This is a genomic window from Streptomyces sp. NPDC002324, assembly GCF_053593335.1.
Genome location: NZ_JBSFCF010000024.1, coordinates 80,960 through 107,773, shown reverse-complemented (window position 1 = coordinate 107,773; position 26,814 = coordinate 80,960). Strand labels below are relative to the sequence as shown.

Genomic DNA, 26,814 nt, shown 5'->3' with positions numbered 1-26,814 from the left:
CATGCGCCGGCGCACCCTGCTCACCGGGCTCGCCGGCGGCCTGGCGGCCGTCGGCACCACCACCCCCGCCCTCGCCCACGGCCGTGCCCGCCGGGTCCTGCACGTGCGGCCCGGCGGGTCCGTCCAGGCCGCCGTCGACGCCGTCACCGGCCCCGGGTGGACCATCGTCGTCCACCCGGGGACGTACCGCGAGGTCGTCGACATCCCTGTGGGAAAAGAGGAGTTGACGCTGCGCGGGGCGTCCCACGACCCCCGCGCCGCCGTCGTCGTCTTCGACCGGGCCAACGGCACCCCGAGGCCCGAGGGAGGCACGTACGGCACCGCGGGCTCCGCCACCTTCACCTCGGCGGCGGCCGGGCTGACCGTACGCGACCTGACCCTCGCCAACGACTGGCTGCGCGCGGACCATCCGGACTACACGGGGACCCAGGCGGTCGCCGCGTACGTCACGGGGGACCGCTCGCACTTCGAGAACGTCCGGTTCCTCGCCCACCAGGACACCCTCTTCGCGGACACCACCGCGCTCGACGCCTTCGACCGGCAGTACTACCGGCACTGCCACATCGAGGGCGACGTCGACTTCGTGTTCGGGCGGGCCCGGGCCGTCTTCGAGGAGTGTCACTTCCGCACGCTCCAGCGGGACGTGCCCTTCACCCCCAAGGGCATGGTCTTCGCCCCGGCCACCGCCCGCGCCAACCCCTACGGCTTCCTCGCCCTGCGCGGCCGGATCACCTCCGCCGCCGAGGACGCCGCGTACAAGATCGCCCGGCCCTGGGTGCCCTCGTACGAGACGACCGCCTGGCCCTCATTGGTCGTGCGGGACACCTGGATCGGGCCCGGGATCGACACGGCCGCCCCGTACACCAACATGCGGGAGGCCCACCCCTGGCAGACCATGCGCTTTCGGGAGTACGCCAACTCCGGTCCGGGCGCGGTGGTCGCGGTGCCGGAGAACCGGCCGCAGCTGACGGAGGCCGAGGCCGCGACGCACACGCGGCGGACGTATCTGGAGGACTGGAGGCCCTATGGCCACCGGTGATCCGACCGGAGGCCGTGACCCCGTGGGGCGCCGCTCCTTCGTCGTGGGCGCGGGGGCGGCGGCGCTCCTGGCGGGGGCGGGAACGGCGGCGGCCGCTGCCGGGGCGGAGCCCGACGCGGTCGTCGGGGGCTCCGTCCCCGCCTCGGCCGCCCCGCCGGGTACCTTTCCCGACTTCCACCCCCTCCTCAAGGAGGAACTCCGCTTCCCGCTGGCCTGGGGCACCTCTCCCCTCCGGGACTTCCGCACCTGGCGGCGGGTGGCGCGGGCGAAGGTCGAGGAGCACCTGTTCGTCGCCCGTGACGACACGCCGTACGCACCCGAGTTCGGCGAGCGGAGCGGTGAAGGCGACGGGTTCACGCGGGAGACGGTCACCCTCTCCCTGACCCGGTACGGCCGTGTCCGGGGTGCCCTGCTCACCCCGCACGGGACCGGCCCCTTCCCCGCCGTCCTCCTCCTGCACGACCACGGCGCCAGGTTCGACATCGGGAAGGAGAAACTGGTCCGGCCCTGGTTCGACGAGAGCAGGCTGCCCTCCGCGCAGGCCTGGGCCGACCGGTACTTCGGCGGACTGTTCGTCGGCGACGAACTGGCCCGGCGCGGCTACGTCGTCCTCGCCGTCGACGCGCTCGGCTGGGGCGACCGGGGCCCGGTCGCCTACGAGGAGCAGCAGGCCCTGGCCGCCAACCTCTACAACCTCGGCTCGTCCCTCGCCGGGCTCATGGCCAGGGAGGACGTGCGCGCGGCGGGCTTCCTGGCCGGTCTCGACCGGGTGGACCGGCGCCGCGTGGCCGCCCTCGGTTTCTCGATGGGCGCGTTCCGGGCCTGGCAGACGGCCGCGCTCAGCGACGACATCGCGGCCACCGTGAGCGTCTGTTGGATGACCGGGCTCAAGGAGGTCATGGTCCCCGGCAACAACATCCTGCGCGGCCAGTCCTCCTACTACATGCTCCACCCCGGGCTCGCCCGGCACCTGGACTTCCCCGACGTGGCGAGCATCGGCGCCCCCAAGCCGATGTTCTTCCTGAACGGCGGCCTCGATCCGCTGTTCCCCGCCGACGGCGTCCGCGTGGCCCACGACAAGCTGCGCGCCGTCTGGCGGTCCCGCCACGCCGAGGAGCGGCTGCGGCTGAGGACCTGGCCGGACCTCGGTCATGTCTTCACCGCGCCTCAGCAGGACGAGGTCTTCGACTGGCTCGACTCCGTCCTGTGAACGACCCCACCCGCACGAGAAAGGAACCGCTCCCCATGTCTCGTCGTACCGCTCTCGCCCTGGGCACCGCCCTCGCCCTCGGCGCCGGCCTGGCCGTGCTCCCCACCCAGGCGCACGCCGCCACGGTCGTCGTCAGCAACACCACCGACCTCTCCAACGCCATCAAGAACGCCACCGCCGGCACCACCATCCAGGTGCGCGGCGGCACCTACTACCCCACGGCGACCGTCCAGTCGACGGCCAACGGCAGCTCCTCCAGCCGGATATACCTCCAGCCGTACGGCTCCGAGACCGTGAAGATCGACGGCTCGAACCTCCCCGCCGGCGGCTGGATCTTCAAGCTGACCGCCGACTACTGGACCGTCTCCGGGATCACCTTCCAGAACTCCCCGGACAGCGCGGTCGTCTGCCAGTCCTGCGCCTCCACGGTCTGGGACAACATCAAGACCATCAACGGCGGCGACTCCGGCTTCACCCTCACCGGCGACAGCACCACCAACAACACCGTCCGGAACATCGACTCCTACGGCCACTACGACCCGGCCAACCACGGGGAGAACGCCGACGGCATCGCCGTGAAGTTCGGCTCCGGCTCCGGCAACCTCATCACCGGTGCCCGCCTCTACAACAACTCGGACGACGGCCTGGACTTCTGGTCCTTCTCCTCACCGGTGACCGTCGAGCACACCTGGGCGATGGGCAACGGCAGGAACCGCTGGGGCGACTCCGCGTTCGCGGGGGACGGCAACGGCTACAAGCTGGGCGGCGACGGCGAGACCGTCGCCCATGTGATCAACAACTCGGCCGCCTGGGACAACGCGGGCAACGGCTTCACCGAGAACAGCAACAAGGGCGCCATCGTCATCAACCGCACCACCGCCTACGCCAACGCCAAATGGGGCTACTACTTCGCCACCGGCGCGGCCCGCCTGGGCAAGAACCTGGCGGTGAGCAACAGCGGCGGCTCGGTCAGCAAGGGCTCGTCGGTCGTGTCGTCCGGCAACAACTGGGACTCGGGCGTCTCGACCCCGGCCTTCCGCTCGACCAGCGCCTCGACGACGTTCAACGCCCGCTCGTCCAGCGGCACCCTGCCCGCGACCACCTTCCTGACCACGGGCAGCACCACGATCGGCGCGACGATGAACTGAACTTCGCCGCGAAACTTTTCGAACGGTTTCGCGGGCGCGCGGCAACCCTTTCCCGCCGGGCGGCGACCAGTGGGCAGAAGCGGGCCGGAGCGGCCCCTCCGGCCCGCTTCGTCCCCGTCTCCCCGAGACGCGTCGCCTGCGAAAGGAACCCCGTGCGTCACAGCCACGGACGCCATCGAAGAGCGCGAACCCTGTCGATCGCCGCCGCCGTGTCCGTCGCGGCGGGGGCGGGCGGCGTCCACCTCGGCCTCGCGCACGACGACGCCCGGGCCGCGGCCACCGCGGTCACGGTCACCGTCTCCGACACCGCGTCGCTGGAGTCGGCCGTCGCGCACGCCGTCGCCGGTACGACGATCCAGGTGCGCGGTGGCACCTACCGGCCCGCACACACCCTGCGATCCACGGCGAACGGCACCGCCTCGGCCCGGATCACGCTCACCGCGTACGGCGACGAGAAGGTCCGGATCGACGGGTCCGGGCTGGCCGCCGGCTCCTGGCTCGCCGGGATCCACGGTGACTACTGGACGGTCTCCGGCCTCACCTTCCAGAACTCCCCGGCGCAGGGCTTCGTGGCCACGTCGTCGACCGGCGGGATCTTCGAGAACCTCGTCACCGCGGACAACGGCGACACCGGGTTCACCCTGCGCGGCGACGGCACCACCGACAACCTCGTGGCGAACCTGGACAGCCACGGCAACTACGACACCGCCGACCACGGCCGCAACGCCGACGGCATCGCCGTGAAGTTCGGCTCCGGCACCGGCAACAGGATCACCGGCGCACGCCTGTACGGCAACGCGGACGACGGTCTCGACCTCTGGCAGTTCTCCTCGCCCGTCACCGTCGAGCACTCCTGGGCCTTCGGCAACGGCAGGGACCACCGGCACGACCCCGCGTCCGAGGGCCGGGGCAACGGGTTCGAGCTGGGCGGGGGAGGGGCGACGGTCGCGCACGCGGTCGACTCCAACGCGGCCTGGGACAACGCGCTCCACGGGTTCACCGGGGACTCCAACACCGGCGCGAGCCGGCTGGACCGCAACACGGCCTACGCCAACGGAAAGAGCGGCTTCTCCTTCGCGGCGGGCGAGGCCCGTCTGGCCCGCAACCTGGCGGTGGACAACGGGGCGGACAGGGCCGAGCTGGGCCCCTCCACGGTGTCCACCGCGAACAACTGGGACAGCGGCGTGAGCGCGCCCGCCTTCCGATCGACGACCCCGACCACCGTGTACGGCGCGCGGCGGGCGGACGGGTCGCTGCCCGCCACCTCGTTCCTGACCACGGGCTCCACCACCATCGGAGCGACGATGCGCTGAACCGCCGCAGCACGCGCGCGAAGGCGCCCCCCGCCGGTCGTCACCGGCGGGGGGCGCTGTTCGTGCCGACCCCGAGGGGGGCTCCGGTCGGCACCGCTGCCGGCCGAGGGGGGCTCGGGCCGGCAGGTCCGCACGGTCGGGCACCAGGCCCGGACCGAGGACGTCGTACTGACTGGTGTTCGAATGCCTTGCACCGACAAGGACGCCGTACACGCACGCGTGGTTGTTCACCCGGCCGTACGGGGATACCCGCGGCCGATCGCCCGCGAACGCGTCCGTGACCCCGGTCCGTTCCGCAGCCGCGTTCATGTGCCCGAACCCCCGCTGGTGGTGACTGTGCTGCCTCCTGGTCGCCACCGGGGGAGAAAGGGTTGCCGCCGCCGCGGATCTTCCTACGAGTCGTCCTCGTCCTTGTCCTCGTCCGAGGAGCTTTCGTCGTCGTGGGCCTCGAAGCCGCCCGCCACCGCGAGGTCGTCGCCGCCGGCCTTCGCGGCCATCGCGTAGCGGTCGCCGCCAGCGTCCCGGCCGCCGCGCTCGTGGTTGTACTGCCCGGCGAAGACGAACTCGCCCTCGGGGACCGTACGGCCGTCCTTGAGCACCCAGGTGTAGACCAGGAAGCCGTCGTCCGTGGCGACCGTGAGGTCGAAGTCCTGCTCCGGCAGCGAGCGCCAGGCGCCGGCCGAGGTGACCCCGCCGGTCCGGGCGATCCGCAGCTGCACGGTCAGCTCGGTGAGCTGCTCGCTCGTCCTCAGGGTGAGGTTGCTCTGCGCCCAGAAGTCGTTGCTGTGCGGGTCGACCGAGCCGTCCGACCAGAGCGGACCGTCCGTCTCGTCCCCCGAGGAGGGCAGCGTCGGCGCGGTCGTGTCCTTGGCCGGCGGGCTCTGCGACGGGGTCGAGCGGGGTTTCGTCTCCTGCTTCCCGCCGGCGCTCGGGCTCGGACGGTCGGGAGGGATCGGGGCCCGGCTCGTCGCAGCCGGGGAGTCGACCGGGTCCGGGGAGACGACAACGGTCCCCCGGTCGGCCGGCGCCGTCTCCTCGCCCTTCACCGCGGAGGCGACCGCGTAGCCGCCCACCGCGAGCACGCTCGCGACACCGGCGGTGGCCGTGACCACCCGCACCCAGCCCCACAGCGGCGGCCGGGTCGCCTTGCGGCTCCGGCGCTCCTCGGGGGCCGCCATACCGCGCTCGATCCGGGCCAGGATGCGGGCACGGTCGGGCTCGTGCGCCTCGGCCGACTCACGCAGCCGGGCGCGCAGATCCTCGTGCACGTCCCTCATCGGTCCCTTCCTCCACTGCCCGGCGCGCCCGCACCGGTCACACTCGCGCCCCTCACGCCCCCGCCCGTGATGCCGGCGTGCATACGCCGTGGCGCGTTCTCGGTGCCGAGCAGCTTCTGCAGTTCGGCCATCCCCTTGGACGTCTGGCTCTTCACGGTACCGACCGAGACACCGAGGGCCAGCGCCGTGTCCTTCTCCGAGAGGTCGAAAGCATGCCGCAGCACCACACACGCCCGCTTGCGGAAGGGCAGTCTGCGCAGCGCCGACTGGACGTCGACCACGCCGGGCACATCGGGATTCTCGGTCTTCTCCTCACGCTGCGACCAGAACAGCGTGATCCTGCGGCGCTCGCGGACCGCGCTGCGGATCCGGGTGCGGGCCAGGTTGGCGACGACGCCACGGGCGTACGCCACCGGATGGTCCGCAGCGCGGACCCGGTCCCAGCGGTGCCACATCGCGAGCAACGCGTCCGCTGCCAGGTCGTCGGCCGCGTCCGCCTCACCCGTCAACAGGTGCGCGAGGCGGGAGAGTTCGGCATAGTGCCGTTCGAAGAAGGCGTGGAACTCCACGGAGGCTGCGTCGTCGACGACAGTGCCCACGGGACCTCTCTTCTCGCTGCGGCCACGGCAGCCCGTCCGGCTGCCTGTGCGAGTCATGTGAATGACATGTGATCGTCCGAGGTCGACCCCCGACGAGATCCGGAAGAGTAGCAGTGATCGTGAACGAGGTTCGTACGCGGCTTCGAACGCCGTCTTGCAGGCCGAACTTCGTTTTCGTAACACGGAGAAAACCTGAACCAGGTTCAACGGGGGAACAATCCAGCCAGCATCCGCGCGTAGTCCACGCATGTCACTAGGAGCACCGTTCATGTCCGACGCACAGAAGGTGGCCGACCGGCCCGCAGCCGAACCACCCGGGGCGAACAGCGTCGATCGCTTCTTCAAGATCAGCGCCCGGGGGTCCACCTTCGCCCGTGAGATACGCGGCGGCCTCGCCACGTTCTTCACGATGGCGTACATCCTTGTCCTGAATCCCATCATCCTCGGCAACGCCAAGGACAAGTTCGGCCACACCCTCGACGGCGCCGAACTCGTCACCGCCACCGCCCTCGTGGCCGCGGTGATGACGATCATCATGGGCGTCGGCGGCAACCTGCCGCTCGCCCTCGCCGCCGGCCTCGGACTCAACGCGGTCGTCGCCTTCCAGATAGCCCCGCTGATGAGCTGGCCCGACGCGATGGGCCTGGTCGTCCTCGAAGGCCTGCTGATCTGCGTCCTGGTGGCCACGGGCCTGCGCGAGGCCGTCATGCACGCCATCCCGCAACCGCTCAAGCAGGCGATCAGCGTCGGCATCGGCCTGTTCATCGCCTTCATCGGTTTCGTCGACGCCGGGTTCGTCAGCCGCATACCCGACATCGCCGGCACCACCGTGCCGGTCCAACTCGGCGCCGGCGGCGCGCTGTCCGGCTGGCCCGTACTCGTCTTCTGTCTCGGTGTCCTGCTGACCGTCGCCCTGCTGGCCCGCAAGGTGCGGGGCGCGATCCTCATCAGCATCCTGACGATGACGGTCGTTGCGATCGTGATCAACTCGGTGGCCGACATCAAGAGCTGGGGCCTCACCACCCCGAAGGTCCCGGCCGACCTCGTCGCCGCCCCCGAGTTCGGACTGATCGGCGACTTCAGCCTGTTCGGCTCGTTCGGCGAGACCACCGTCATCACGGTCGTCCTGCTGATCTTCACGCTGCTGCTGTCGGACTTCTTCGACACCATGGGCACGGTCGTCGGCATCACCGCCGAGGCGGGCCTGCTGGACGAAGAGGGCAAGGTCCCGAACCTCGGCCGGGTCCTCCTCATCGACGGCGCGGCGGCCGTCGCGGGCGGCGCCGCCTCCTCGTCCTCCGCGACCTCCTACATCGAGTCCGCGGCCGGCGTCGGCGAGGGCGCGCGCACCGGCTTCTCCAACCTGGTCACCGGCGGCCTCTTCGCGGTGGCGCTCTTCCTGACCCCGCTGCTGACCATCGTCCCCATGCAGGCCGCCGCGCCCGCGCTCGTCGCCGTCGGCTTCCTGATGATGACCCAGGTCAAGCACATCGACTGGGACAAGTACGAGATAGCCATCCCGGCGTTCCTCACCATCGCCGTCATGCCGTTCACCTACTCCATCACCAACGGCATCGGCGCCGGGTTCCTCGCCTACGTCCTCATCAAGACGGTCCTCGGCAGGGCGAAGGAGGTCCACTGGCTGCTGTGGGCCACCTCGGCCCTGTTCCTGGTCTATTTCGCGATCAACCCGATCCAGCAGCTGTTCGGGGTGAAGTGACACCGCTCGCGCGCTGACGGCGAAGGGCCGCCCTCCGGGGGGAGTGAGGGCGGCCCTTCTTCTTCGGATGGTTCAGGGGTGCCTCAGTTCTTCAGCGCGGCCTCCATGACCGCCCTGGCCACCGGCGCCGCCAGCCCGTTGCCGCTGACCTCCGACCGGGCCGCGTTCGACTGCTCCACGACGACCGCGACGGCGACCTCCTTGCCGTCGGCCTTCGCGTACGACGTGAACCAGGCGTACGGGGTCTTGCTGTTGTTCTCGCCGTGCTGGGCCGTACCGGTCTTGCCGCCGACGGTCGCCCCGCCGATCCGCGCGTTCGTGCCCGTGCCGTCCTCGACGACCGTCCGCATCGCCGACTGCAACTGCTCCGCGGTGTCGGCGCTCATGATCTCCTTCGTGTCCGCGTCCTCGTCGTAGTCCTCCAGGACGTCGCCACCGCCGTCGGTGATCTGCGCGACCATGTGCGGCGAGACCAGCTTGCCGCCGTTCGCGATCGCCGCCGACACCATCGCCATCTGCAGTGGCGTCGCGGTGACGTCGTACTGGCCGATGCCTGTCAGGGCTGTGGAGGATTCGTCCATGTCCGAGGGGTAGACGCTCTCGTACGCCCGCACCGGCACGTCCTGCGTCCTGTCGTCGAAGCCGAACTTCTCGGCCATCGCCCGGACCTTGTCCTGCCCGAGCTTGACGGCCATCCTCGCGAAGACGTTGTTGCACGAGTACTGCAGCGCCGTACGGATCGTGGCGTTCGTGCAGGGCGCGCTCGGGTTCTCGTTCGACAGCTCCGTGCGCGTGCCCGGCAGGGTGTACGGGTCCGGGCTGTCGGTCCTGGTGTCCACCGACGCGTACAGCCCGTCCTCCAGCGCGGCCGCCGCCACGACCAGCTTGAACGTCGACCCCGGCGGCAGCGGCTGGCGCAGCGCCCGGTTGGTCAGCGGCTTGTCCGGGTCGGCGTTCAGCTTCTTCCAGGCCGTACCGGCGGTGCCCGCGTCCGTGAGCGAGGACGGGTCGTACGACGGCGTCGACACCACCGCGAGGATCCGTCCGGTGGCCGGGTCGATCGCCACGGCCGCGCCCAACTTGTCGCCGAGGGCGTCGAACGCGGCCTTCTGCACGGCCGGTTCGATCGTGGTGATCACGTTGCCCGGCTCGGCCCGCTCGCCGGTGACCGTGTCCATCACGGTCCTCAGCCGCAGGTCGGTGCCGTCGAGCAGGTCCTTGTAGACGCCCTCCAGCTGCGTCGGCGCGTAGGCCTGCGAGGCGTAGCCCGTGACCGCCGCGTACAGCTCGCCGTCCTTGTACGTGCGCTTGTACGCGAGGTCGCTGCCCTTCGTCCGGCCCGAGCCGGTGACCGAGTCGCCGGCCACGATGATGTTCCCCAGCGGGTCCGCGTACGTCTTGATCGCGTTGCGCCGGTTGTTCTGGTCGTCCGCGAGCGCCGTGCCCTCGTAGAACTGCACCCAGGTCGCCCGCACCAGCAGGGCGACCACGAGCAGCAGGATGAAGACGGCGGAGCGCCTGATCGTCTTGTTCATGGCACCCGTAAGGACGAGCGGAACGCGATCAGTCGTTCCCCTCGGCCGGTTTTCTCATGGGTTCCTCATGAAAGCGGGGTTGACCCCGGGGCGTCGGCCGGGGTGCGCGCCCGGCCGGCTCAGAGCCGCCGCGTCGCCAGCGTCAGCCGGTCCCGTGCGTCGAAGAGGGCGTCCTTGACCAGCTGCTCGTGGGCGGGCGTCAGCCGGGCCACCGGGACCGAGCAGCTGATGGCGTCACGGGCGGGCGTGCGGTACGGGATCGCCACGCCGAAGCAGCGCAGTCCGAGCGTGTTCTCCTCGCGGTCCACGGAGAAGCCCTGGTCACGGATCTGGCGCAGCTCCTCGATGAGCCGCTCCCGGTCGGTGATCGTGTGCTCGGTCAGCGCGGGCAGGGTCTCCGGGAGCATCTTGCGGACCTGCTCGTCGGTGTGCGTGGCCAGCAGCGCCTTGCCGAGCGAGGTGGAGTGGGCGGGCAGCCGGCGGCCGACCCGGGTGAACGGACGCAGATAGTGCTGCGACTGCCGGGTGGCCAGGTAGACGACGTTCGTGCCGTCGAGGCGGGCCAGGTGGATCGTCTCGGTGGTGTCGTCCGACAGCCGGTCCAGCGTCGGCCGGGCCAGCGCCACCACCTCGTCGCCGTCGATGTACGACGTGCCCACGAGCAGCGCCCGCACCCCGATGCCGTACCGGGTGCCCGTCGCGTCCGTCTCGACCCAGCCCAGCTCCACCAGGGTGCGGAGCAACATGTAGAGACTGGATTTGGGGTAACCGACGGCTTCCTGGACGGCCGCCAGGGAGTGCATTCCGGGGCGCCCGGCGAAGTATTCGAGCAGCTCAACGGTCCTCACCGCCGACTTGACCTGCGCTCCGCCGCCCGTCTCGACTGCCGACATCGCCCTTGACCCCTTCGTTGGACGGGAAATAGTCTCCGACCGAGTATTCATCATCAGAGACAGCGTTCAGCATATCGAACGACCCTGGTGAATGACCCAGAAATACCCCTGGGAATTGACCCAGATATACGTGGAGGAACCCGCGGTGGCAGCAGCACCAGTCTGGAGTGTCGACCCTCGAACCGGGAAGCAGCGCGAGCAGGTTGCGGTGGAGGCCACAGCCCAGGAGGTGGACGCCGCCGTCCGCGCGGCGCACGCCGCCCGCGCCTCCCTGGCCGACCGCGCGGTCCGCGCGGCCTTCCTGCGCTCCGCCGCCGACCAGCTCCAGGCGGCCAAGGACCAGCTCGTCGAGGTCGCCGACGCCGAGACGGCGCTCGGCCCGGTCCGGCTCACCGGCGAACTCGCCCGCACCTGCTACCAGCTGCGGGCCTTCGCCGACATCGTGGACGAGGGCGCCTTCCTCGACGTGGTGATCAACCACCCCGACGACACCGCCACCCCGCCCATCCCGGACCTGCGCCGCTACAAGGTCCCGCTCGGCGTCGTCGCCGTCTACTCGGCGTCCAACTTCCCCTTCGCGTTCTCCGTCCCCGGCGGCGACACCGCGAGCGCGCTGGCCGCCGGCTGCCCGGTGGTCGTCAAGGCCCACCCCGACCACCCGGCGCTGTCCGAGCTGGTCGCGATCGTGCTGCGCCGGGCCGCCACCGAGCACGGCATCCCCGAGGGCGTCCTCGGCCTCGTGCACGGCTTCGAGGCGGGTGTCGAGCTGGTCAAGCACCCCCTCGTCACCGCCGCCGGCTTCACCGGTTCGGTACGCGGCGGCCGGGCCCTGTTCGACGCGGCGGCCGCCCGGCCCGTGCCGATCCCGTTCCACGGCGAGCTGGGCTCCCTGAACCCCGTGCTCATCACCGAGGCCGCCGCCGCCGAGCGCGCCGAGGCGATCGGCGCCGGACTCGCCGGGTCGATGACCCTCGGCGTCGGCCAGTTCTGCGTGAAGCCCGGCCTGGTGCTGGCGCCCGCCGGTGACGCCGGTGACCGTCTGCTCAAGTCGCTCACCGACGCGGTCAGCGACGTCGGCTCCGGGGTCCTGCTGGACCACCGGATGCGCGACAACTTCCTCGCCGGTGTCGCCGAGCGCGCCGAACTGCCCGAGGTGGAGTCGCCGGTGACCGCCGGCGCGGGCGGCGACCACACCGTCAGCCCCGGATTCCTGACCGTCCCCGCGGAGAAGCTGGCGGCCGAGGGCGAGCACGACCTGCTCCTGGAGGAGTGCTTCGGGCCGCTCACGGTCGTGGCGCGCTACACGGACGAGGACGAGGCCAAGTCCGTGCTGTCGCGGCTGCCGGGCAACCTCACCGCGACCGTGCACGTCTCCGGCGAGGAGGCCGCCGAGGGCGGGCGCGGACCGGAGCTGCTGGCCGAGCTGACGCCGCTGGCGGGCCGCGTGCTCGTGAACGGCTGGCCGACGGGCGTGGCCGTGGCCGCCGCCCAGCACCACGGCGGGCCCTACCCGGCGACGACCTCCACGTCCACCTCGGTGGGCGGGACCGCGATCGAGCGGTGGCTGCGGCCGGTCGCGTACCAGGGGGCGCCCGAGGCGCTGCTCCCGCCGGAGCTGCGCGACGACAACCCGCTGGGGCTGCCGCGCCGCTTCGACGGCCGTCTGGAGCGCTAGCGCTTCGCGGGGAGCGCCGTAGGGGTTCGGTCCCGTTTCCGGGCTGCGCGAGCGTCGTGGTTGCTCGCGCAGTTCCCCGCGCCCCTCGCAGGGGCGCGGCAGGGGGCCGGGAGCTGTAAGAATCCCCCAATGGACGTCGAAATTCCCGAACTCCCCTTCCCCCTGCGCACATACGGTCCCGATGGGCACTGGTCCCATGAGGACGGGGTGCTCACCGGGTGGGCCGGTGCCCGGCAGGACCGGTTCGTGCCACCCACCGACGAGGCTCTGGACCCCGCTTCGGACGCGCCCAGGCTGTTGGGGGCGCCGGAAGGGGACTTCCAGCTGATAGCGCGGGTCACGGTCGGGTTCGGCGCCGGATTCGACGCGGGCGTGCTGTACGTGCACGTGGGGGAGCGGGCCTGGGCGAAGCTCTGCCTGGAGTACTCGCCGGACGTGCCGACCGTGTGCACGGTGGTCACCCGGGGTCACTCGGACGACGCGAACTCCTTCACGGTGGAGGGCAGTTCGGTATGGCTGCGGGTCAGCCGCACCGGCCGTGCCTTCGCCTTCCACGCCTCGCGCGACGGCAAGCGCTGGACCTTCGTCCGCCTCTTCACCCTCGCCGGCGAGTACGAGAGCGGTGCCGCCCTCGTCGGCTTCATGACCCAGTCCCCGATGGGCGAGGGCTGCGTGGTCACCTACGACGAGATCGAGTTCCGCCCGAACTGGCCCAAGGACCTGAGGAACGGCAGCTGAGGCGCGCCTCGGGCCCTCACAGTGACCGCCCTCACGGTGACCGGAGACGGGCGTGGCAGGGAATGAGCCGAGCTGCTTGAACGTTCACCAACCAGGGAGGCGGGGGCCGTCTCCGTACCCGTACGACCTGGAGAGAGCTGACACCATGCGCGTCGAGATCTGGAGCGACATCGCCTGCCCCTGGTGCTACGTGGGCAAGGCCCGCTTCGAGAAGGCCCTCGCCGCCTTCCCGCACCGCGACGGCGTCGAGGTGGTGCACCGCTCCTACGAGCTCGACCCGGGCCGCGCCAAGGACGACATCCAGCCGGTCCTCACCATGCTGAGCAAGAAGTACGGGATGAGCGAGGCGCAGGCCCAGGCCGGCGAGCACAACCTGCGCGAGCAGGCCGGCGCCGAGGGCCTTGCCTACCGGGCCGAGGGCCGCGACCACGGCAGCACCTTCGACATGCACCGCCTGCTGCACTTCGCCAAGGAGCAGGGACGCCAGAGCGAGCTGCTCCAGGCCTTCTACCGGGCGAACTTCGCCGAGGAGCGGTCCGTGTACGCCGACGCGGACGAGTATCTGGTCGAGCTGGCCGTCGCGGCGGGGCTGGAGGAGAGCGCGGTCCGCACCGTGCTCGCCGACTCCGGCGCGTACGCCGACGCCGTCCGCGCGGACGAGCGCGAGGCGGCGGAGCTGGGGGCGAACGGGGTGCCGTTCTTCGTGCTGGACCGCACGTACGGGGTGTCCGGCGCCCAGCCCGCCGAGGTGTTCGAGCGGGCGCTCACGCAGGCGTGGGGCGAGCGGCCCGCGCCCCTGAAGGTCGTCGCGGCCGAGGGCGCGGAGGCCTGCGGACCCGACGGATGTGCCGTGCCGCAGTAGCCGCGGTGAGGTCTGCGGCGCAGGTCAGCGGCCATCCATAAGCATCGCTTGGGGAAATCGCGCAGAACATCTCCATGGACGTGGGATGCGCCGGGGCCCCACAGTGGAGCCATGGAGACCTTCGAGAGCCTCGTCCGGACCGAGTTCGCCCCGAAGAACACCTATCTGAACACCGCGAGTACGGGACTGCTGCCTGCCCGCACGGTCGACGCGATGAAGGCCGGCGTGGACTCGGTCGCGGCCGGGCAGCCGCAGGACATGTTCGCCGACGTGGAGGCCGCGCGGGCGGCCTTCGGGCGGATCGTCGGGGTGCCGGACAGCCGTGTGGCGGCCGGCGCCTCGGTCGCCGTCTACAGCGGACTGGTCGCCGCCTCGCTGCCCGAGGGCGCCGAGGTGCTGACCGCCGAGGCCGACTTCACCTCCCTCGTGAACCCCTTCCACGTGCGCGGCGACCTCAAGGTGCGCCAGGTCCCGCTGGAGCGCGTCGCCGAGTCGGTGCGCCCCGGCACGGCGCTCGTCGCGGTGAGCGCCGCCCAGTCCGCCGACGGCCGGATCGCCGACCTGGCCGCGATCCGGGAGGCCGCGCTGACGCACGGCGCGCGTACGTACGTCGACGCGTCGCAGTCCGCCGGCTGGCTCCCGATCGAGGCGGACGCGTACGACTACGTCGTCTCCGTCGCCTTCAAGTGGCTTCTCTGCCCGCGCGGAGTGACCTTCCTCGTCGTCCCGGAGGACCTCGGCGGCCTCACCCCCCTCTTCGCCGGCTGGGTCGCGGGACAGGAGCCGTGGGACAGCTGCTACGGCCCGGTCGAGGAACTCGCCCGCTCCGCCCGCCGGTTCGACGAGAGCCCGAGCCTGTTCTCGTACGCCGGCGCACGCCGGTCCCTGGCGCTGATCGAGGAGCTGGGCGCCTCGCGCGTGCGGGACCACGACCTGGCGCTGGCCGGCCGGTTCCGCGCGGGCCTCGCCGGCCTCGGCCACGAGCCCGTTCCGGCGCCCGGATCGGCGATCGTCTCGGTGCCCGGACTCGGCCACCGCCAGGCGGAACTGAGCCGGGCGGGCGTCGAGGTCTCCGATCGCGCGGGCCACCTGCGGGCCGCCTTCCACCTGTACAACACGCCCACGGATGTCGACCGCCTCCTGGACGTCCTGTCCGGCTGAGTTCACGAGACCCACTGGCGCGGGACCGGGCGAGGGCGCTAGGAAGGCTGCACGAGGTGGTGGTGCCGGTGGAGCCGACGCTCGAACAGCCGTCCATCGATGTGGAGTTGCATCGGCGGCTGGTGTACGGGGACGAGTCCGCGCTGCGTGAGGCGTACGCGGTGTACGGGGGACTCGTCCGGCGGGTGGCCGCCCGGGTCACCCGCAGCCCGGCGGCCGCCGAGGACGTGGCGCAGGAGGTCTTCGCCCAGCTGTGGAGCAGACCGTACGGCTTCGACGCGCGCCGGGGCTCGCTGCGCACCTGGCTCTCCATGCTCGCCCACCGGCGGGCCGTGGACTGGGTGCGCGACGAGGCCCGGCACCGCAGGGACGCCCGCGCGGACGACTCCGCGCTGCACGCCGTCCCCGACCCCCGGCCCGGCCCGGACGAGGCGGTCGTCGACCGTGAGCGCTCCCTGCTGCTGCACACCGCCCTCGCCGGACTCCCGCGCCCCCAGCGGGAGGTGGTCCACCTCGCCTACTTCGCGGGCCGCACCTACCGCCAGGCCGCCGTCGAACTGGGCATACCCGAGGGCACCGCGAAGACCCGGCTCCGCTCGGCCCTGCGCACCCTGGCCCGGTCCCTCGCGGACCCACCGGACCCGGCGGCGGTGAGGGGCGCGTGATGGGGGCGTACGTGACCGCCGGGACCGCGCCGGTCGTGCGTATCGTGGACGGGGCAGGGCGAAAGGGCGGCGCGCGATGACCAACGACCACGACGGGGTACGGGAGCTCCTGGCCGCCTGGGCGGTCGGCGCGCTGCCCCCCGGCGACCGGCGGACGGTCCCCCTGCACCTGGCCGGCTGCGAGTCGTGCGCGGCGGAGGCCGAACGGCTCCGCGACACCGTACGCCTGCTGGACGGCGGGCCGGTCCCCGCCCGTGACGGTGCCGACGCCCCGGACACCGGCGCCGACGGCGTCCTCGCGCTCGCCCTGCGCTCCCGCCGCCCCCGCGCCGCCGAGATCGCCCACCACGCCGCCCCCTACGCCGCCGCCGTGGCCGGACTCCAGGCGCTGGTTCCGGAGGTGGCCGGCCGCTGGGGCACACCGGTGGTGCACGACTGGGACGCGCACGCCACGGTCGCCCACCTCGTCGCCGCCGACGAGCACCTCGCCGTACGCCTCGGCCTGGACTCGCCGCTGCCCGCCTCGCACATCCCGGAGGGGATGCCCGCCGGGGAGGCCTGGGCCCGGCGCACCGCCGACGTCATCGCCCACGAGCACGGGCGCACCCCCGGGGAGACGGTCGCCACCTGGGCCGCGCAGGCCGCCGCGCTGCTGGCCACCCCCGAGGCCGCCGACCCCGAACTCGCCGCCCGCCCCGTCTCGGTGATGGGCCTGCGGCTGCCGGTCGCCGACCACTTCGTGGTCCGCGCCTTCGAGGCATGGATCCACACGGACGACATCGGCCGCGCGCTCGGCCTCCCGGTCCCCCCGCCCCCGGACGAACACCTCTGGTCCCTGGTCCGCCTGGCCGTCCGCATCCTCGGCCTGGCCCTCCACGACGCGGCCCCCGTCCTCTTCGAGGTCACCGGCCCCACCGGCACCAGCTGGATCCTCGGTGACGACACCGGTCCCGTACGGGCCGAACTCACCCTGGACCCCGTGGACTTCTGTCTCCTGGTCGGCGGCCGCCACACCCCGGGGGACGTCCCCAGAGGCATCACGGGCGACGAGGCCGCCGCCCGGAACGTGCTGGACAGGGCGGCGTCACTGGCCTGGCTGTGAACGCGCGAAAGGGCCGGGCGGCCGCTCAGGGGCAGCGGCCGCCCGGTCCGGCCCGGGTGACGGTGAGGTCACCGCACGGGCCCGGATCCGGTGCTCAGCGCACCGGGGTGAAGTCTCGCGCGCCGATGAACTCGGGCCGCCGTACCGGCGCCGAGAACGGCTCGACCGCCGTGTTCTCCACGCTGTTGAAGACGATGAAGACGTTGCTGCGCGGGAACGGCGTGATGTTGTCGCCGGAGCCGTGCATGCAGTTGCAGTCGAACCAGGTCGCCGAACCGGCCTTGCCCGTGAACAGCTTGATGCCGTACTCGGAGGCCATGGCCGTCAGCGCCTCGTCCGACGGGGTGCCGGCGTCCTGCATCTGCAGCGACTTCTTGTAGTTGTCCTTGGGGGTGGCCCCCGCACAGCCGAGGAACGTCCGGTGCGACCCCGGCATGATCATCAGGCCGCCGTTGGTGTCGTGGTTCTCGGTCAGGGCGATCGAGACGGACACCGTCCGCATGTTCGGCAGACCGTCCTCGGCGTGCCAGGTCTCGAAGTCGGAATGCCAGTAGAAGCCGGAGGCGCCGAACCCCGGCTTGACGTTGATCCGCGACTGGTGGACGTAGACGTCCGAGCCGAGGATCTGCCGGGCCCGTCCGACGACCCGCTCGTCGCGCACCAGCCGGGCGAAGATCTCGCTGATCCGGTGCACCTCGAAGACCGACCGGATCTCCTGCGACTGCGGCTCGACGATCGAGCGCTCGTCGGCGCGGATCGCCGGATCGGCGACGAGCCGCTCCAGCTCCTGCCGGTAGACGGCGACCTCGTCCGGCGCGATGAGCTGCTCGACGGGCAGGAAGCCGTCGCGCTCGTAGGCCTGGAGTTCGGCGAGGGAGACCGGGCCGGGCGTGGCGGGGGAGCCCCAGACGACCGGGTCCTGACGCGGGACCGACACCTCGGTGGCCCCACGGCTGGGGTAGAGGTCGGGCACGGTGGTGGCAGTGTTCATCGTGGTGGTCGTGGTCATGGTGATGTCACACCTCCTCGGGCTCGGTGAGCAGCGGGTAGACGCCGTTCTCGTCGTGGTCCTCCCTGCCGGTCACGGGCGGGTTGAACACGCAGATGCAGCGGAAGTCCTCCTTCACCCGCAGTGTGTGCCGCTCGTGCCCGTCGAGGAGGTACATGGTGCCGGGCGTGATCGTGTAACTCCGCCCGGTCTCCTGGTCGGTGAGCTCGGCCTCGCCCTCGACGCACACGACGGCCTCGACGTGGTTCGCGTACCACATCGACGTCTCGGTCCCCGCGTACAGGACCGTCTCGTGGAGGGAGAAGCCGACCCGCTCCCGGGCGAGCACGATCCGCTTGCTCTCCCAGGTGCCGGACGCCGACTTCACATGCCGGTCTGTTCCTTCGATGTCCTTGAACGAACGGACGATCACGGTGTTGCGATGCCTCCTAGTTAGGTGCTTCAGGTGCTTCAGGTGCTTCAGGTGCTCGGGGTGATCCGGTGCGGTCTCAGACCGTCTCCCGCACGGCCCGGGCGAGGACGCGCAGCCCCTCGTCCAGTTCGTCGGGGGTGATGGTGAGAGCGGGCAGCAGTTTGACGACCTCGCTCTCCGGGCCGGACGTCTCGATCAGCAGCCCCAGCTCGAAGGCCCGGTGGGCGACCCGTCCCGCGCGGGCCTTGTCGTGGAACTCCAGGCCCCACACCAGGCCCCGGCCCCGGTACTCCTTCACGTCGGCGAGGTTCTCCTCGGTGATCGAGATCAGCGCCTCCTCGACCTGCTCACCGCGCGCCCGGGTCTGCTTCTCCATGGCGGAGCCGTCCGCCCAGTACGCCTCCAGGGCGGCCGTCGCCGTCACGAACGCCGGGTTGTTGCCGCGGAAGGTGCCGTTGTGCTCGCCCGGCTCCCAGATGTCCAGCTCCGGCTTGAACAGGCACAGCGACATCGGCAGCCCGTAGCCGCTGATGGACTTGGAGACGGTCACGATGTCGGGGGTGATGCCCGACTCCTCGAACGAGAAGAAGGCACCCGTGCGACCGCAGCCCATCTGGATGTCGTCGACGATCAGCAGCATGTCCTGCCGCTCGCACAGCGCGGCCAGTGCCCGCAGCCACTCCGGGCGGGCGACGTTGATGCCGCCCTCGCCCTGCACGGTCTCCACGATCACCGCGGCGGGCTTGTTGAGCCCGGAGCCCTGGTCCTCCAGCAGTCGCTCGAACCACAGGAAGTCCTCGACCGTGCCGTCGAAGTAGTTGTCGAAGGGCATCGGGGTGCCGTGCACCAGAGGGATGCCCGCTCCGGCCCGCTTGAAGGCGTTGCCGGTCACGGCCAGCGAGCCGAGCGACATGCCGTGGAAGGCGTTCGTGAACGACACGACCGACTCCCGGCCCTTCACCTTCCGCGCCAGCTTCAGCGCCGACTCCACCGCGTTGGTGCCCGTCGGACCCGGGAACATCACCTTGTACGGCAGGTCGCGCGGCCGCAGCACCAGGTTCTGGAAGGACTCCAGGAACGCCCGCTTGGCGGTCGTCGACATGTCGAGCCCGTGGGTGACGCCGTCCCGCTCCAGATAGTCGATGAGCGCGCGTTTGAGCACGGGGTTGTTGTGGCCGTAGTTGAGTGAACCGGCGCCGGCGAAGAAGTCCAGGTACGTGCGGCCGTCCTCGTCGAACATGCGGCTGCCCTGCGCGCGGTCGAAGACGGTGGGCCAGCCGCGGCAGTAGCTGCGCACCTCGGACTCCAGGGTCTCGAAGACGCTCAGGTCCGGCTGGGTGATGGTCACGTCGAATCGCTCCTCGGTGCGTGGGGGGAGGGAGAGAAAGGGGGAGGGGGGAGTGCGGGTGGTGCTCAGAGGGACAGCGGTCCGATGCGGTGGAGCATCTCGGGCGGGTGCGGGCCGTCCGGGAAGTCCCCCGCCTCGAACAGCACCGTGCGCTCGAGGTCCGCGCCATGACGGGCGGCGTACCCGGCGAACAGACGCTCGGAGGCGGTGTTGCCCGGCGTGATGGTGGTCTCGACGGTGGTCAGGGGGTGCCGTCGTGCGACCCGTTCGGTCAGTCCGTCCAGCAGCGCCGCCGCGAGGCCGAGCCCCCGGTGCGCCTCGTCGACGGCCACCTGCCACACGAGCAGGGTGTCCGGCCGCTCGGGCCGCACGTACCCGGTCACGAACCCGACCGGCTCTCCGGAGTCGTCCCGCGCCACCACCGAGGTGTCGGCGAAGTCCCGGCACCACAGCAGATAGCTGTACGAGGAGTTCAGGTCGAGGGCTCCGGAGTCCCCGGCGATGCGCCACAGCGCAGCGCCGTCCGCCACGCTCGGGCGGTCGATCCGAATCCCTTCCGCGATTTCCTGAGGGGCTTCCAGGGGTTGGGTGTGCAGGTCTGCTTGTGCGGCGGTCATACGGCTTGAATTTACCCAGCGAAATTTCGAATTGCATCGCCCCGCGGGGTTACGTATGCGCCGAGCACGTGTTATCACGCGGGCGCGAGCGCTCCGGCGAACCGAGGTGGATCTGATGCTTTTCGTCCGGAAATTACCGCACGAAAAGGGCACGTTGTGGAGTCGGTCACACGTGTGCAACCCTCACGAGATCTGCTCGAATTACGCCCCGTCGCGTTCGCGAAATCTTTGCGTTTAGGGAAGGGGAGAGCGGGAAGAAGAATACGGGGTTCTACCCGCTGAATTCACTGAATTCCCCCGTGGAAGATATCGGAAATTCTCGGGACGGTCCTTTCCGCGTCCAGCTGCCCGCCGCTTTACACCCAGGCCTGCGCCGCCGCGCGACGGGCCCCTTCCGGGTCGACCGTTCCGCCGCGCTCGGCCAGCGCCGCCCCCAGCCCCGCGAGGGCCGCGTGCACGACCTGCGGGGTCGCGTCGGCGCCGTAGTGGTTCACGCGGATCATCTCCGAGGCAAGGGCGCCGCCGCCCGCGGCCAGCGGCAGGGCGGGGTCCGCGGCGAGCGCCTTGGCGACCAGCTCCGCCGCGTCGGCCCCGGCGGGCGCCCGCAGGGTCGTGGCGACGGGCGCCGCGTCGGCCGCCGCGTGGACGTACGGCTCCAGACCGCCGCCCAGCGCGAGCGCCCCCGCCCGGGTCGCCGCGGCGGCGGACGCGTGCCGGGACATCACCGTGTCGAGTCCCTCCGTCTCGATGCGCTCCAGACAGGCCTCCAGCGCCAGCATCTCCAGCTGGGCCGGCGCGTGCAGGAGCGCGCGGCGGCCGCCGTCGATCCAGCGCTCCTTCCAGTCCAGCAGGGAGAGGTAGGAGCGGCGCGGGGCGCGCGGGTTGGCCGCCATCCTCGCCCACGCCCGCTCGCTCACGGAGATCGCCGACACCCCGGCCGGCCCGCCCATGGCCTTCTGCGCGCCGATGACGCACAGGTCGACACCCCACGCGTCCGGCAGTACCGGCTCGGCGCCGACGGAGGCGACCGCGTCCAGGTAGAACAGGGCGCCCTGCTCGCGGACGGCCTCGCCGATCTCCGCCACGGGGTTGGTGTTGCCGGTCGCCGCCTCGGCATGGACCAGCGAGACGAAGTCGATCGCCGGGTCGGCGGCGAAGGCCTCCCGGATCCGCGCGGCCGTGACCGCCGTGTGGAAGGGGACGCTCAGGTCGATCACGGTCGCCCCGCAGTCCCGCAGCCAGTCCCCGAAGGTCTGCCCGTACGGCCCGGTGATCACGTTCAGCGCGGTCGTGCCGGGCCCGGCGGCCCCGCGGATCGCGCCCTCCAGGGGCAGCAGTGCCTCGCCCTGGGTGATCACGACGTCCTGCGTGGTGGAGAGCAGCCGGGCCACCCGGTCCTCGATCGACGCGAAGTGTGCCGCGCTCAGCGGGGCCAGATCCAGAAACGGGTGTGTCACGGGGTGCTCTCTTCACCTATGGGGTAGATGGTGTCGAGGGTACCGACGGCACCCTCGCCCCCCTCACCGGCGACATCCGAGGTCAAGCGGCCCGGTACCCATCGGATTGGTTTGGGGAAGTCAAACATCTCCTTATAATCGATTGTCTCAAGTCCCCTCACAGGAGGTCTCCCCGTGAACTCGGTCCTCGGACGCCGGACCCGCACCCTGGCCGCCACCACCGCCGCGGCCGGCCTGCTGCTCGTGGCCGGCTGTGGCTCGGAGGGCGACGGCGGCAGCGGCGGCACCAAGACCGCGGCCGGCGGGGTCGAGCTGGTGAAGGCCGGTCAGCTCACGACCTGCACCCACCTGCCGTACCCGCCCTTCCAGTCGGAGATCGACGGCAAGGTGCAGGGCTTCGACGTGTCGCTGATCGACCTCGTCGCCGAGAACCTGGGCGTGAAGCAGGAGATCCTCGACACCCCGTTCGAGAACTTCAAGACGGGCGCCTTCCTGAACTCCGGCGAGTGCGACCTCGCCGCCGCCGGTATGACGATCACCGACGAGCGCAAGAAGAACGTCGACTTCTCCGACCCGTACTTCGAGGCCACCCAGGCCGTCCTCGCCGACAAGAAGGCCGGCATCGCCTCCTTCGCCGACCTCAAGGGCAAGAAGGTCGGTACCCAGGCGCAGACCACGGGCGAGGACTACGCCAAGAGCAAGGGCATCGATTCGGTCTCCTTCGAGTCCTCCGACGCCGTCCTCAACGGCCTGCGCACCAAGCAGGTCGACGCCGTGATCATCGACTACCCGGTCGTCCAGGGCTGGCTCAAGGACAAGGCGAACGCCGACGCCTTCGAGGTCGCCGACCAGATCAACACCGGTGAGCAGTACGGCTTCACGGTGAAGAAGGGCAACACCAAGCTCCTCGCCGCCATCGACAAGGCGCTGGCGAAGGCCAAGTCCGACGGCACGTACAAGAAGCTGTACGAGCAGTGGATCGGCCCGTACGACGAGAACGCGGCCTCCGCCTCCCCGTCCGCATCATGAGCCAGGCCGACACGGACACGCCGCTCCAGCCGAAGAGGAAGGGCCTGAGCCGAAGCCGCAGGCGCGCCCTGTCCCGGGGCGCGCAGTACGTCGTGTTCGTCGCCGCCGTCGTCGCCTTCGCGGCGTCCGCGGACTGGGCCCGGCTGAAGAACCAGTTCGCCCAGTGGGACATCGCCGAGCAGATGTTCCCCGACGTCATCACGCTCGCGCTCAAGAACACCGTCCTGTACACGCTGTCCGGCTTCGTGTTCGGGCTCGTCCTCGGCATGGTCATCGCGCTGATGCGGCTGTCGTCGGTCGGCCCGTACCGCTGGTTCGCCGGTGTCTACATCGAGATCTTCCGGGGCCTGCCCGCCCTGCTGATCTTCATCTTCATCGGCGTCGCCGTCCCGCTGGCCTTCCCCGGTACGGAGATCCCCGGCGGCACCTACGGCAAGGTGGCCCTCGCCCTCGGTCTGGTGGCCGCCGCGTACATGGCGGAGACGATCCGCGCGGGCATCCAGGCGGTCCCCAAGGGACAGCTGGAGGCGGCCCGTTCGCTGGGCTTCTCACCCGCGCGCGCGATGGTCTCGATCGTCATCCCGCAGGCGTTCCGGATCATCCTCCCGCCGCTCACCAACGAACTGGTGCTCCTGTTCAAGGACTCCTCGCTCGTGCTGTTCCTCGGCGTCACGCTGGAGGAGCGCGAACTGTCCAAGTACGGCCGCGACCTGGCCAGCACCACCGCCAACTCCACGCCGATCCTGGTCGCCGGCCTGTGCTACCTGCTGGTGACCATCCCGCTCGGCTTCGTCGTACGCCGTATGGAGGCCAAGGCCCAGGAGGCCGTCAAATGACCGAGAAGACCCTGGGCGGGACGTCCCCCGGCGGGCGCCCGGAGATCGAAGTACGCGGCCTGCACAAGTCGTTCGGCACCAACGAGGTGCTGAAGGGCATCGACCTGGAGATCGGGCGCGGCGAGGTGGTGTGTGTCATCGGCCCGTCGGGCTCCGGCAAGTCGACCCTCCTGCGCTGTGTGAACCTCCTGGAGGAGCCGACGAAGGGCCAGGTCCTCGTCGGCGGCACCGAACTCACCGACCCCGACGTCGACATCGACGCGGTACGCCGCCGCATCGGCATGGTCTTCCAGCAGTTCAACCTGTTCCCGCACCTCACGGTGACCGAGAACCTCACGCTGCCGCAGCGCAGGGTGCTCAAGCGCGGCAGAACCGACGCGGCGAAGGTGGCCGCCGAGAACCTGGAGCGCGTGGGCCTGTCCGAGAAGGCGGACGCCTACCCGGCCTCCCTCTCCGGCGGCCAGCAGCAGCGGGTGGCCATCGCCCGCTCGCTGTCGATGGGCCCCGAGGTGATGCTCTTCGACGAGCCGACCTCCGCCCTGGACCCGGAGCTGGTCGGGGACGTCCTGGCGGTGATGCGCATGCTCGCGCGGGAGGGCATGACCATGATGGTCGTGACGCACGAGATGACGTTCGCGCGGGAGGTCGCGGACCGGGTGGTCTTCATGGACGGCGGGGTCGTCGTCGAGGACGGCACCCCGGACCAGGTCATCGCCCACCCGAGCCACGAGCGGACACGTCACTTCCTCTCGCGTCTGCTGGACCCGGCGATGGCGGACGTCGAGGAGGACGACGGCACTCCGTAGGACGCGCGACGGACCCTCACGCACCCGCGGTCGACAGGGCGCCCCGGGGGAGCCTTATCGTGCGGTGCATGAGCGATCACGCGGTGCTGCACGTGAAGGGGCGGATCCTCGTCGGTCCGCAGGACGTCCGCGACGAACTGTGGGTCGTGGACGGGCGCGTCTCCTACGACCGTCCACGCGGCGTCCAGGACGTCCGTACCGTCGAGGGCTGGACGCTTCCCGGCCTGGTCGACGCGCACTGCCACGTGGGCCTCGGGGCGCACGGGCCCGTCCCGGAGGACGTCGCCGAGAAGCAGGCGCTGACCGACCGCGAGGCCGGCACCCTGCTGATCCGCGACGCGGGTTCCCCCTCCGACACCCGCTGGATCGACGACCGCGACGACCTCCCGAAGATCATCCGGGCGGGCCGTCACATCGCCCGCACCCGGCGCTACATCCGGAACTTCGCCCACGAGATCGAGCCGGAGGATCTCGTCGCGTACGTCGCCCAGGAGGCCCGGCGCGGGGACGGCTGGGTGAAGCTGGTGGGGGACTGGATCGACCGGGGCGTCGGCGATCTGACCGCGTGCTGGCCCCGGGAGGCCGTCGAGGCGGCCATCGCGGAGGCGCACGTGCTGGGCGCCCGGGTCACCGCCCACTGCTTCGCGGAGGACTCCCTGCGGGACCTCGTCGAGGCGGGCATCGACTGCGTCGAGCACGCGACGGGGCTGACCGCGGACCTGATCCCGCTCTTCGCCGCCCGCGGGGTCGCGATCGTCCCGACCCTGGTCAACATCGCCACGTTCCCGGCCATGGCGGACGGCGGCGAGGCGAAGTTCCCGCGCTGGTCCGCCCATATGCGCCGGCTGCACGAACGCCGCTACGACACGGTCCGCGACGCCTACGACGCCGGCATCCCCGTCTACGTCGGCACCGACGCCGGCGGCTCCCTCGCCCACGGCCTGGTCGCCGCCGAGGTCGCCGAACTGGTCACCGCCGGCATCCCGCCCGTCGAGGCCCTCGCGGCCACCACCTGGGCCGCCCGCGACTGGCTGGCCCGCCCCGGCCTCACCGAGGGCGCCCCCGCCGACCTGGTGGTCTACGCGGAGGACCCCCGCACGGACGTGCGCGTCCTGGCGGCGCCGTCGAGGGTGGTCCTGAACGGACGGGTGGTCGGCTAGGAGCGGCCTCACCACCGGCCGTACCCGGGCGGTCGACGGCCGTCGGCCGCCGCTTTCCAACTCCGTTGTGTGTCAGGAGTGTTGACCGTGCACTGAAAACGTTTTAATTTCCTCTCACCCGACGTCGAGATGTGAGGGGGACCCGTGGCCGCTGTACTACGGGAACGCGCACGTACGAAGGGGGTCGGGTCGGCGAACCGTCGGACGGACGGTCCGCCACCGCGACGAAAAGGTTTACAGAGCCGGGGCCGGATACGGGGCTCCCGCACGCTCGTCCTGCTCATGCTCCCCGGCCTCGGCTACTTCCTGCTGTTCCACTACGGCGCCCTGGCCGGCAACCTCATCGCGTTCAAGGAGTACGTGCCGTTCGACGGCATCTGGGGCAGCCCCTGGGTCGGCACCGGCAACTTCCAACGGATGTTCGAGGACGGGGCGTTCTGGGCGGCCGTCCTCAACACGGTCCGGATCGCCGTCCTCCAGCTCGTCTTCTACTTCCCGGTACCGCTCGCCCTCGCCCTGCTGCTGCACAGCCTCACCCGGAGCAGCGTCCGCCGCTTCGTGCAGTCGGTGGCCTACCTGCCGCACTTCATCTCATGGGTGATCGTGGTCGCCCTGTTCCAGCAGCTGCTCGGAGACACCGGCCTGCTCAACTCCTCGCTCGACGGCATGGGGCTGAGCACCGTCGACATCATCGGCAACCCGGACGCCTTCCGCTCCCTCACCGTCGCCCAGGCCATCTGGAAGGACGCCGGCTGGGGCACGATCATCTTCCTCGCCGCGCTCGCCCAGGTCGACGAGCAGCAGTACGAGGCCGCCGCGATCGACGGGGCCGGCCCCTGGCGCCGCTTCTGGCACGTCACACTGCCCGCCATCCGTGCGGTGATCGTGCTGCTGCTCATCATGCGGCTCGGCGACATCCTCTCCGTCGGCTTCGAGCAGATGCTGCTCCAGCGCGACGCCGTCGGCCCGGAGGCCGCCGAGATCATCGACACCTTCGTCTACTACCAGGGCATCGTCGGCGGCGACTACGGATTCGCGGCCGCCGCGGGCCTGTTCAAGGGCGTCATCGGCGCGCTGCTCGTGTACGCGGCCAACAAGGTCGCCCACCGCCTCGGCGAACAGGGGGTCTACAAGTGAGCGCCCGCACCGGTACCCGCACCCGGACCGCGGGACGCGGTACCCGCCGTACCGCCGTACGGCCCG

General features: G+C 71.1%; 25 protein-coding genes. 16 read left to right on the top strand and 9 right to left on the bottom strand.

Annotated elements, in window-relative coordinates:
* The first annotated feature begins 1 nt into the window (after window position 1).
* From ACWCRJ_RS28085 to ACWCRJ_RS28070, 4 genes are all read left to right on the top strand, one after another.
* The gene (locus ACWCRJ_RS28085) at window positions 2-1,039 is read left to right on the top strand and encodes a pectinesterase family protein (RefSeq protein ID WP_450941917.1); all 1,038 of its coding nucleotides are present in this window, start codon (window positions 2-4) and stop codon (window positions 1,037-1,039) included.
* Complete coding sequence (locus ACWCRJ_RS28080) at window positions 1,026-2,249, top strand: dienelactone hydrolase family protein (RefSeq protein ID WP_450941916.1); 1,224 nt, start codon at window positions 1,026-1,028, stop codon at window positions 2,247-2,249. Before ACWCRJ_RS28085 ends, ACWCRJ_RS28080 begins: the two co-directional genes overlap by 14 nt.
* A gap of 35 nt (window positions 2,250-2,284) precedes the next feature.
* Complete coding sequence (locus ACWCRJ_RS28075) at window positions 2,285-3,397, top strand: right-handed parallel beta-helix repeat-containing protein (protein WP_450941915.1); 1,113 nt, start codon at window positions 2,285-2,287, stop codon at window positions 3,395-3,397.
* 152 nt (window positions 3,398-3,549) lie between these two features.
* Window positions 3,550-4,710 (top strand): right-handed parallel beta-helix repeat-containing protein, encoded by a 1,161-nt coding sequence (locus tag ACWCRJ_RS28070; protein ID WP_450941914.1) that lies wholly within the window; start codon window positions 3,550-3,552, stop codon window positions 4,708-4,710.
* A gap of 392 nt (window positions 4,711-5,102) precedes the next feature.
* On the opposite strand, the gene ACWCRJ_RS28065 is transcribed toward ACWCRJ_RS28070, so the two are convergent.
* Both ACWCRJ_RS28065 and ACWCRJ_RS28060 read right to left on the bottom strand, forming a co-directional pair.
* Window positions 5,103-5,987 (bottom strand): hypothetical protein, encoded by an 885-nt coding sequence (locus ACWCRJ_RS28065; protein ID WP_450941913.1) that lies wholly within the window; start codon window positions 5,985-5,987, stop codon window positions 5,103-5,105.
* Window positions 5,984-6,586 (bottom strand): SigE family RNA polymerase sigma factor, encoded by a 603-nt coding sequence (locus ACWCRJ_RS28060; RefSeq protein WP_046913318.1) that lies wholly within the window; start codon window positions 6,584-6,586, stop codon window positions 5,984-5,986. Before ACWCRJ_RS28060 ends, ACWCRJ_RS28065 begins: the two co-directional genes overlap by 4 nt.
* 268 nt (window positions 6,587-6,854) lie before the next feature.
* On the opposite strand from ACWCRJ_RS28060, the gene ACWCRJ_RS28055 reads away from it, so the two are divergent.
* Complete coding sequence (locus ACWCRJ_RS28055; RefSeq protein ID WP_450941912.1) at window positions 6,855-8,306, top strand: NCS2 family permease; 1,452 nt, start codon at window positions 6,855-6,857, stop codon at window positions 8,304-8,306.
* Window positions 8,307-8,389: 83 nt separating this feature from the next.
* Here the strand turns inward: ACWCRJ_RS28055 and ACWCRJ_RS28050 are convergent, their stop codons facing one another.
* Together ACWCRJ_RS28050 and ACWCRJ_RS28045 are read right to left on the bottom strand one after the other, a co-directional pair.
* Complete coding sequence (locus ACWCRJ_RS28050) at window positions 8,390-9,841, bottom strand: peptidoglycan D,D-transpeptidase FtsI family protein (RefSeq protein ID WP_450941911.1); 1,452 nt, start codon at window positions 9,839-9,841, stop codon at window positions 8,390-8,392.
* Between the two features lie 119 nt (window positions 9,842-9,960).
* Complete coding sequence (locus ACWCRJ_RS28045; RefSeq protein ID WP_005477746.1) at window positions 9,961-10,734, bottom strand: IclR family transcriptional regulator; 774 nt, start codon at window positions 10,732-10,734, stop codon at window positions 9,961-9,963.
* 145 nt (window positions 10,735-10,879) lie between these two features.
* Between ACWCRJ_RS28045 and ACWCRJ_RS28040 the strand changes: the two genes are divergently transcribed.
* From ACWCRJ_RS28040 to ACWCRJ_RS28015, 6 genes are all read left to right on the top strand, one after another.
* On the top strand, window positions 10,880-12,409 hold the full coding sequence (locus tag ACWCRJ_RS28040) for an aldehyde dehydrogenase (NADP(+)) (protein ID WP_450941910.1): 1,530 nt from the start codon (window positions 10,880-10,882) through the stop codon (window positions 12,407-12,409).
* A 129-nt stretch (window positions 12,410-12,538) separates the two neighbouring features.
* Complete coding sequence (locus ACWCRJ_RS28035; RefSeq protein ID WP_450941909.1) at window positions 12,539-13,147, top strand: DUF1349 domain-containing protein; 609 nt, start codon at window positions 12,539-12,541, stop codon at window positions 13,145-13,147.
* A 145-nt stretch (window positions 13,148-13,292) separates the two neighbouring features.
* Window positions 13,293-14,009 (top strand): DsbA family oxidoreductase, encoded by a 717-nt coding sequence (locus ACWCRJ_RS28030; protein WP_450941908.1) that lies wholly within the window; start codon window positions 13,293-13,295, stop codon window positions 14,007-14,009.
* 111 nt (window positions 14,010-14,120) lie between these two features.
* Window positions 14,121-15,170, top strand: coding sequence for an aminotransferase class V-fold PLP-dependent enzyme (locus ACWCRJ_RS28025; RefSeq protein ID WP_450941907.1), 1,050 nt, complete (start codon window positions 14,121-14,123; stop codon window positions 15,168-15,170).
* 56 nt (window positions 15,171-15,226) lie between these two features.
* Window positions 15,227-15,835, top strand: a complete 609-nt coding sequence (locus tag ACWCRJ_RS28020; RefSeq protein WP_005477737.1) for an RNA polymerase sigma factor — start codon at window positions 15,227-15,229, stop codon at window positions 15,833-15,835.
* 76 nt (window positions 15,836-15,911) lie between these two features.
* Window positions 15,912-16,937, top strand: a complete 1,026-nt coding sequence (locus ACWCRJ_RS28015) for a maleylpyruvate isomerase family mycothiol-dependent enzyme (RefSeq protein WP_450941906.1) — start codon at window positions 15,912-15,914, stop codon at window positions 16,935-16,937.
* Window positions 16,938-17,031: 94 nt separating this feature from the next.
* Here the strand turns inward: ACWCRJ_RS28015 and thpD are convergent, their stop codons facing one another.
* The 5 genes from thpD to ACWCRJ_RS27990 all read right to left on the bottom strand — a co-directional run bounded on the left by thpD (window position 17,032) and on the right by ACWCRJ_RS27990 (window position 21,780).
* A complete protein-coding gene (gene thpD, locus ACWCRJ_RS28010; RefSeq protein ID WP_450941905.1) occupies window positions 17,032-17,946 on the bottom strand; it encodes an ectoine hydroxylase in 915 nt (304 codons plus the stop codon).
* A gap of 7 nt (window positions 17,947-17,953) precedes the next feature.
* Window positions 17,954-18,358 carry an ectoine synthase gene (locus ACWCRJ_RS28005; protein WP_334489285.1) on the bottom strand — a complete coding sequence of 135 codons (405 nt, stop codon included), beginning with the start codon at window positions 18,356-18,358 and terminating at the stop codon, window positions 17,954-17,956.
* A gap of 76 nt (window positions 18,359-18,434) precedes the next feature.
* Complete coding sequence (gene ectB / locus ACWCRJ_RS28000; protein ID WP_450941904.1) at window positions 18,435-19,706, bottom strand: diaminobutyrate--2-oxoglutarate transaminase; 1,272 nt, start codon at window positions 19,704-19,706, stop codon at window positions 18,435-18,437.
* 65 nt (window positions 19,707-19,771) lie between these two features.
* Window positions 19,772-20,323: a diaminobutyrate acetyltransferase gene (ectA, locus tag ACWCRJ_RS27995; protein WP_450941903.1), complete on the bottom strand. Its 552-nt coding sequence runs from the start codon at window positions 20,321-20,323 to the stop codon at window positions 19,772-19,774.
* A 356-nt stretch (window positions 20,324-20,679) separates the two neighbouring features.
* A complete protein-coding gene (locus tag ACWCRJ_RS27990) occupies window positions 20,680-21,780 on the bottom strand; it encodes a pyridoxal-phosphate-dependent aminotransferase family protein (protein WP_450941902.1) in 1,101 nt (366 codons plus the stop codon).
* Window positions 21,781-21,954: 174 nt separating this feature from the next.
* Here ACWCRJ_RS27990 and ACWCRJ_RS27985 point away from each other — a divergent pair, with 174 nt between their 5' ends.
* The 5 genes from ACWCRJ_RS27985 to ACWCRJ_RS27965 all read left to right on the top strand — a co-directional run bounded on the left by ACWCRJ_RS27985 (window position 21,955) and on the right by ACWCRJ_RS27965 (window position 26,748).
* Window positions 21,955-22,809: a transporter substrate-binding domain-containing protein gene (locus ACWCRJ_RS27985; protein WP_450941901.1), complete on the top strand. Its 855-nt coding sequence runs from the start codon at window positions 21,955-21,957 to the stop codon at window positions 22,807-22,809.
* The gene (locus ACWCRJ_RS27980) at window positions 22,806-23,645 is read left to right on the top strand and encodes an amino acid ABC transporter permease (protein WP_450941900.1); all 840 of its coding nucleotides are present in this window, start codon (window positions 22,806-22,808) and stop codon (window positions 23,643-23,645) included. Before ACWCRJ_RS27985 ends, ACWCRJ_RS27980 begins: the two co-directional genes overlap by 4 nt.
* Entirely contained in the window at window positions 23,642-24,451 is an 810-nt protein-coding gene (locus ACWCRJ_RS27975) for an amino acid ABC transporter ATP-binding protein (RefSeq protein ID WP_450941899.1), read from the top strand. Before ACWCRJ_RS27980 ends, ACWCRJ_RS27975 begins: the two co-directional genes overlap by 4 nt.
* A gap of 68 nt (window positions 24,452-24,519) precedes the next feature.
* Complete coding sequence (locus ACWCRJ_RS27970; protein WP_450941898.1) at window positions 24,520-25,611, top strand: amidohydrolase family protein; 1,092 nt, start codon at window positions 24,520-24,522, stop codon at window positions 25,609-25,611.
* A gap of 282 nt (window positions 25,612-25,893) precedes the next feature.
* On the top strand, window positions 25,894-26,748 hold the full coding sequence (locus ACWCRJ_RS27965) for an ABC transporter permease (RefSeq protein ID WP_450941897.1): 855 nt from the start codon (window positions 25,894-25,896) through the stop codon (window positions 26,746-26,748).
* Window positions 26,749-26,814 lie beyond the last annotated feature (66 nt).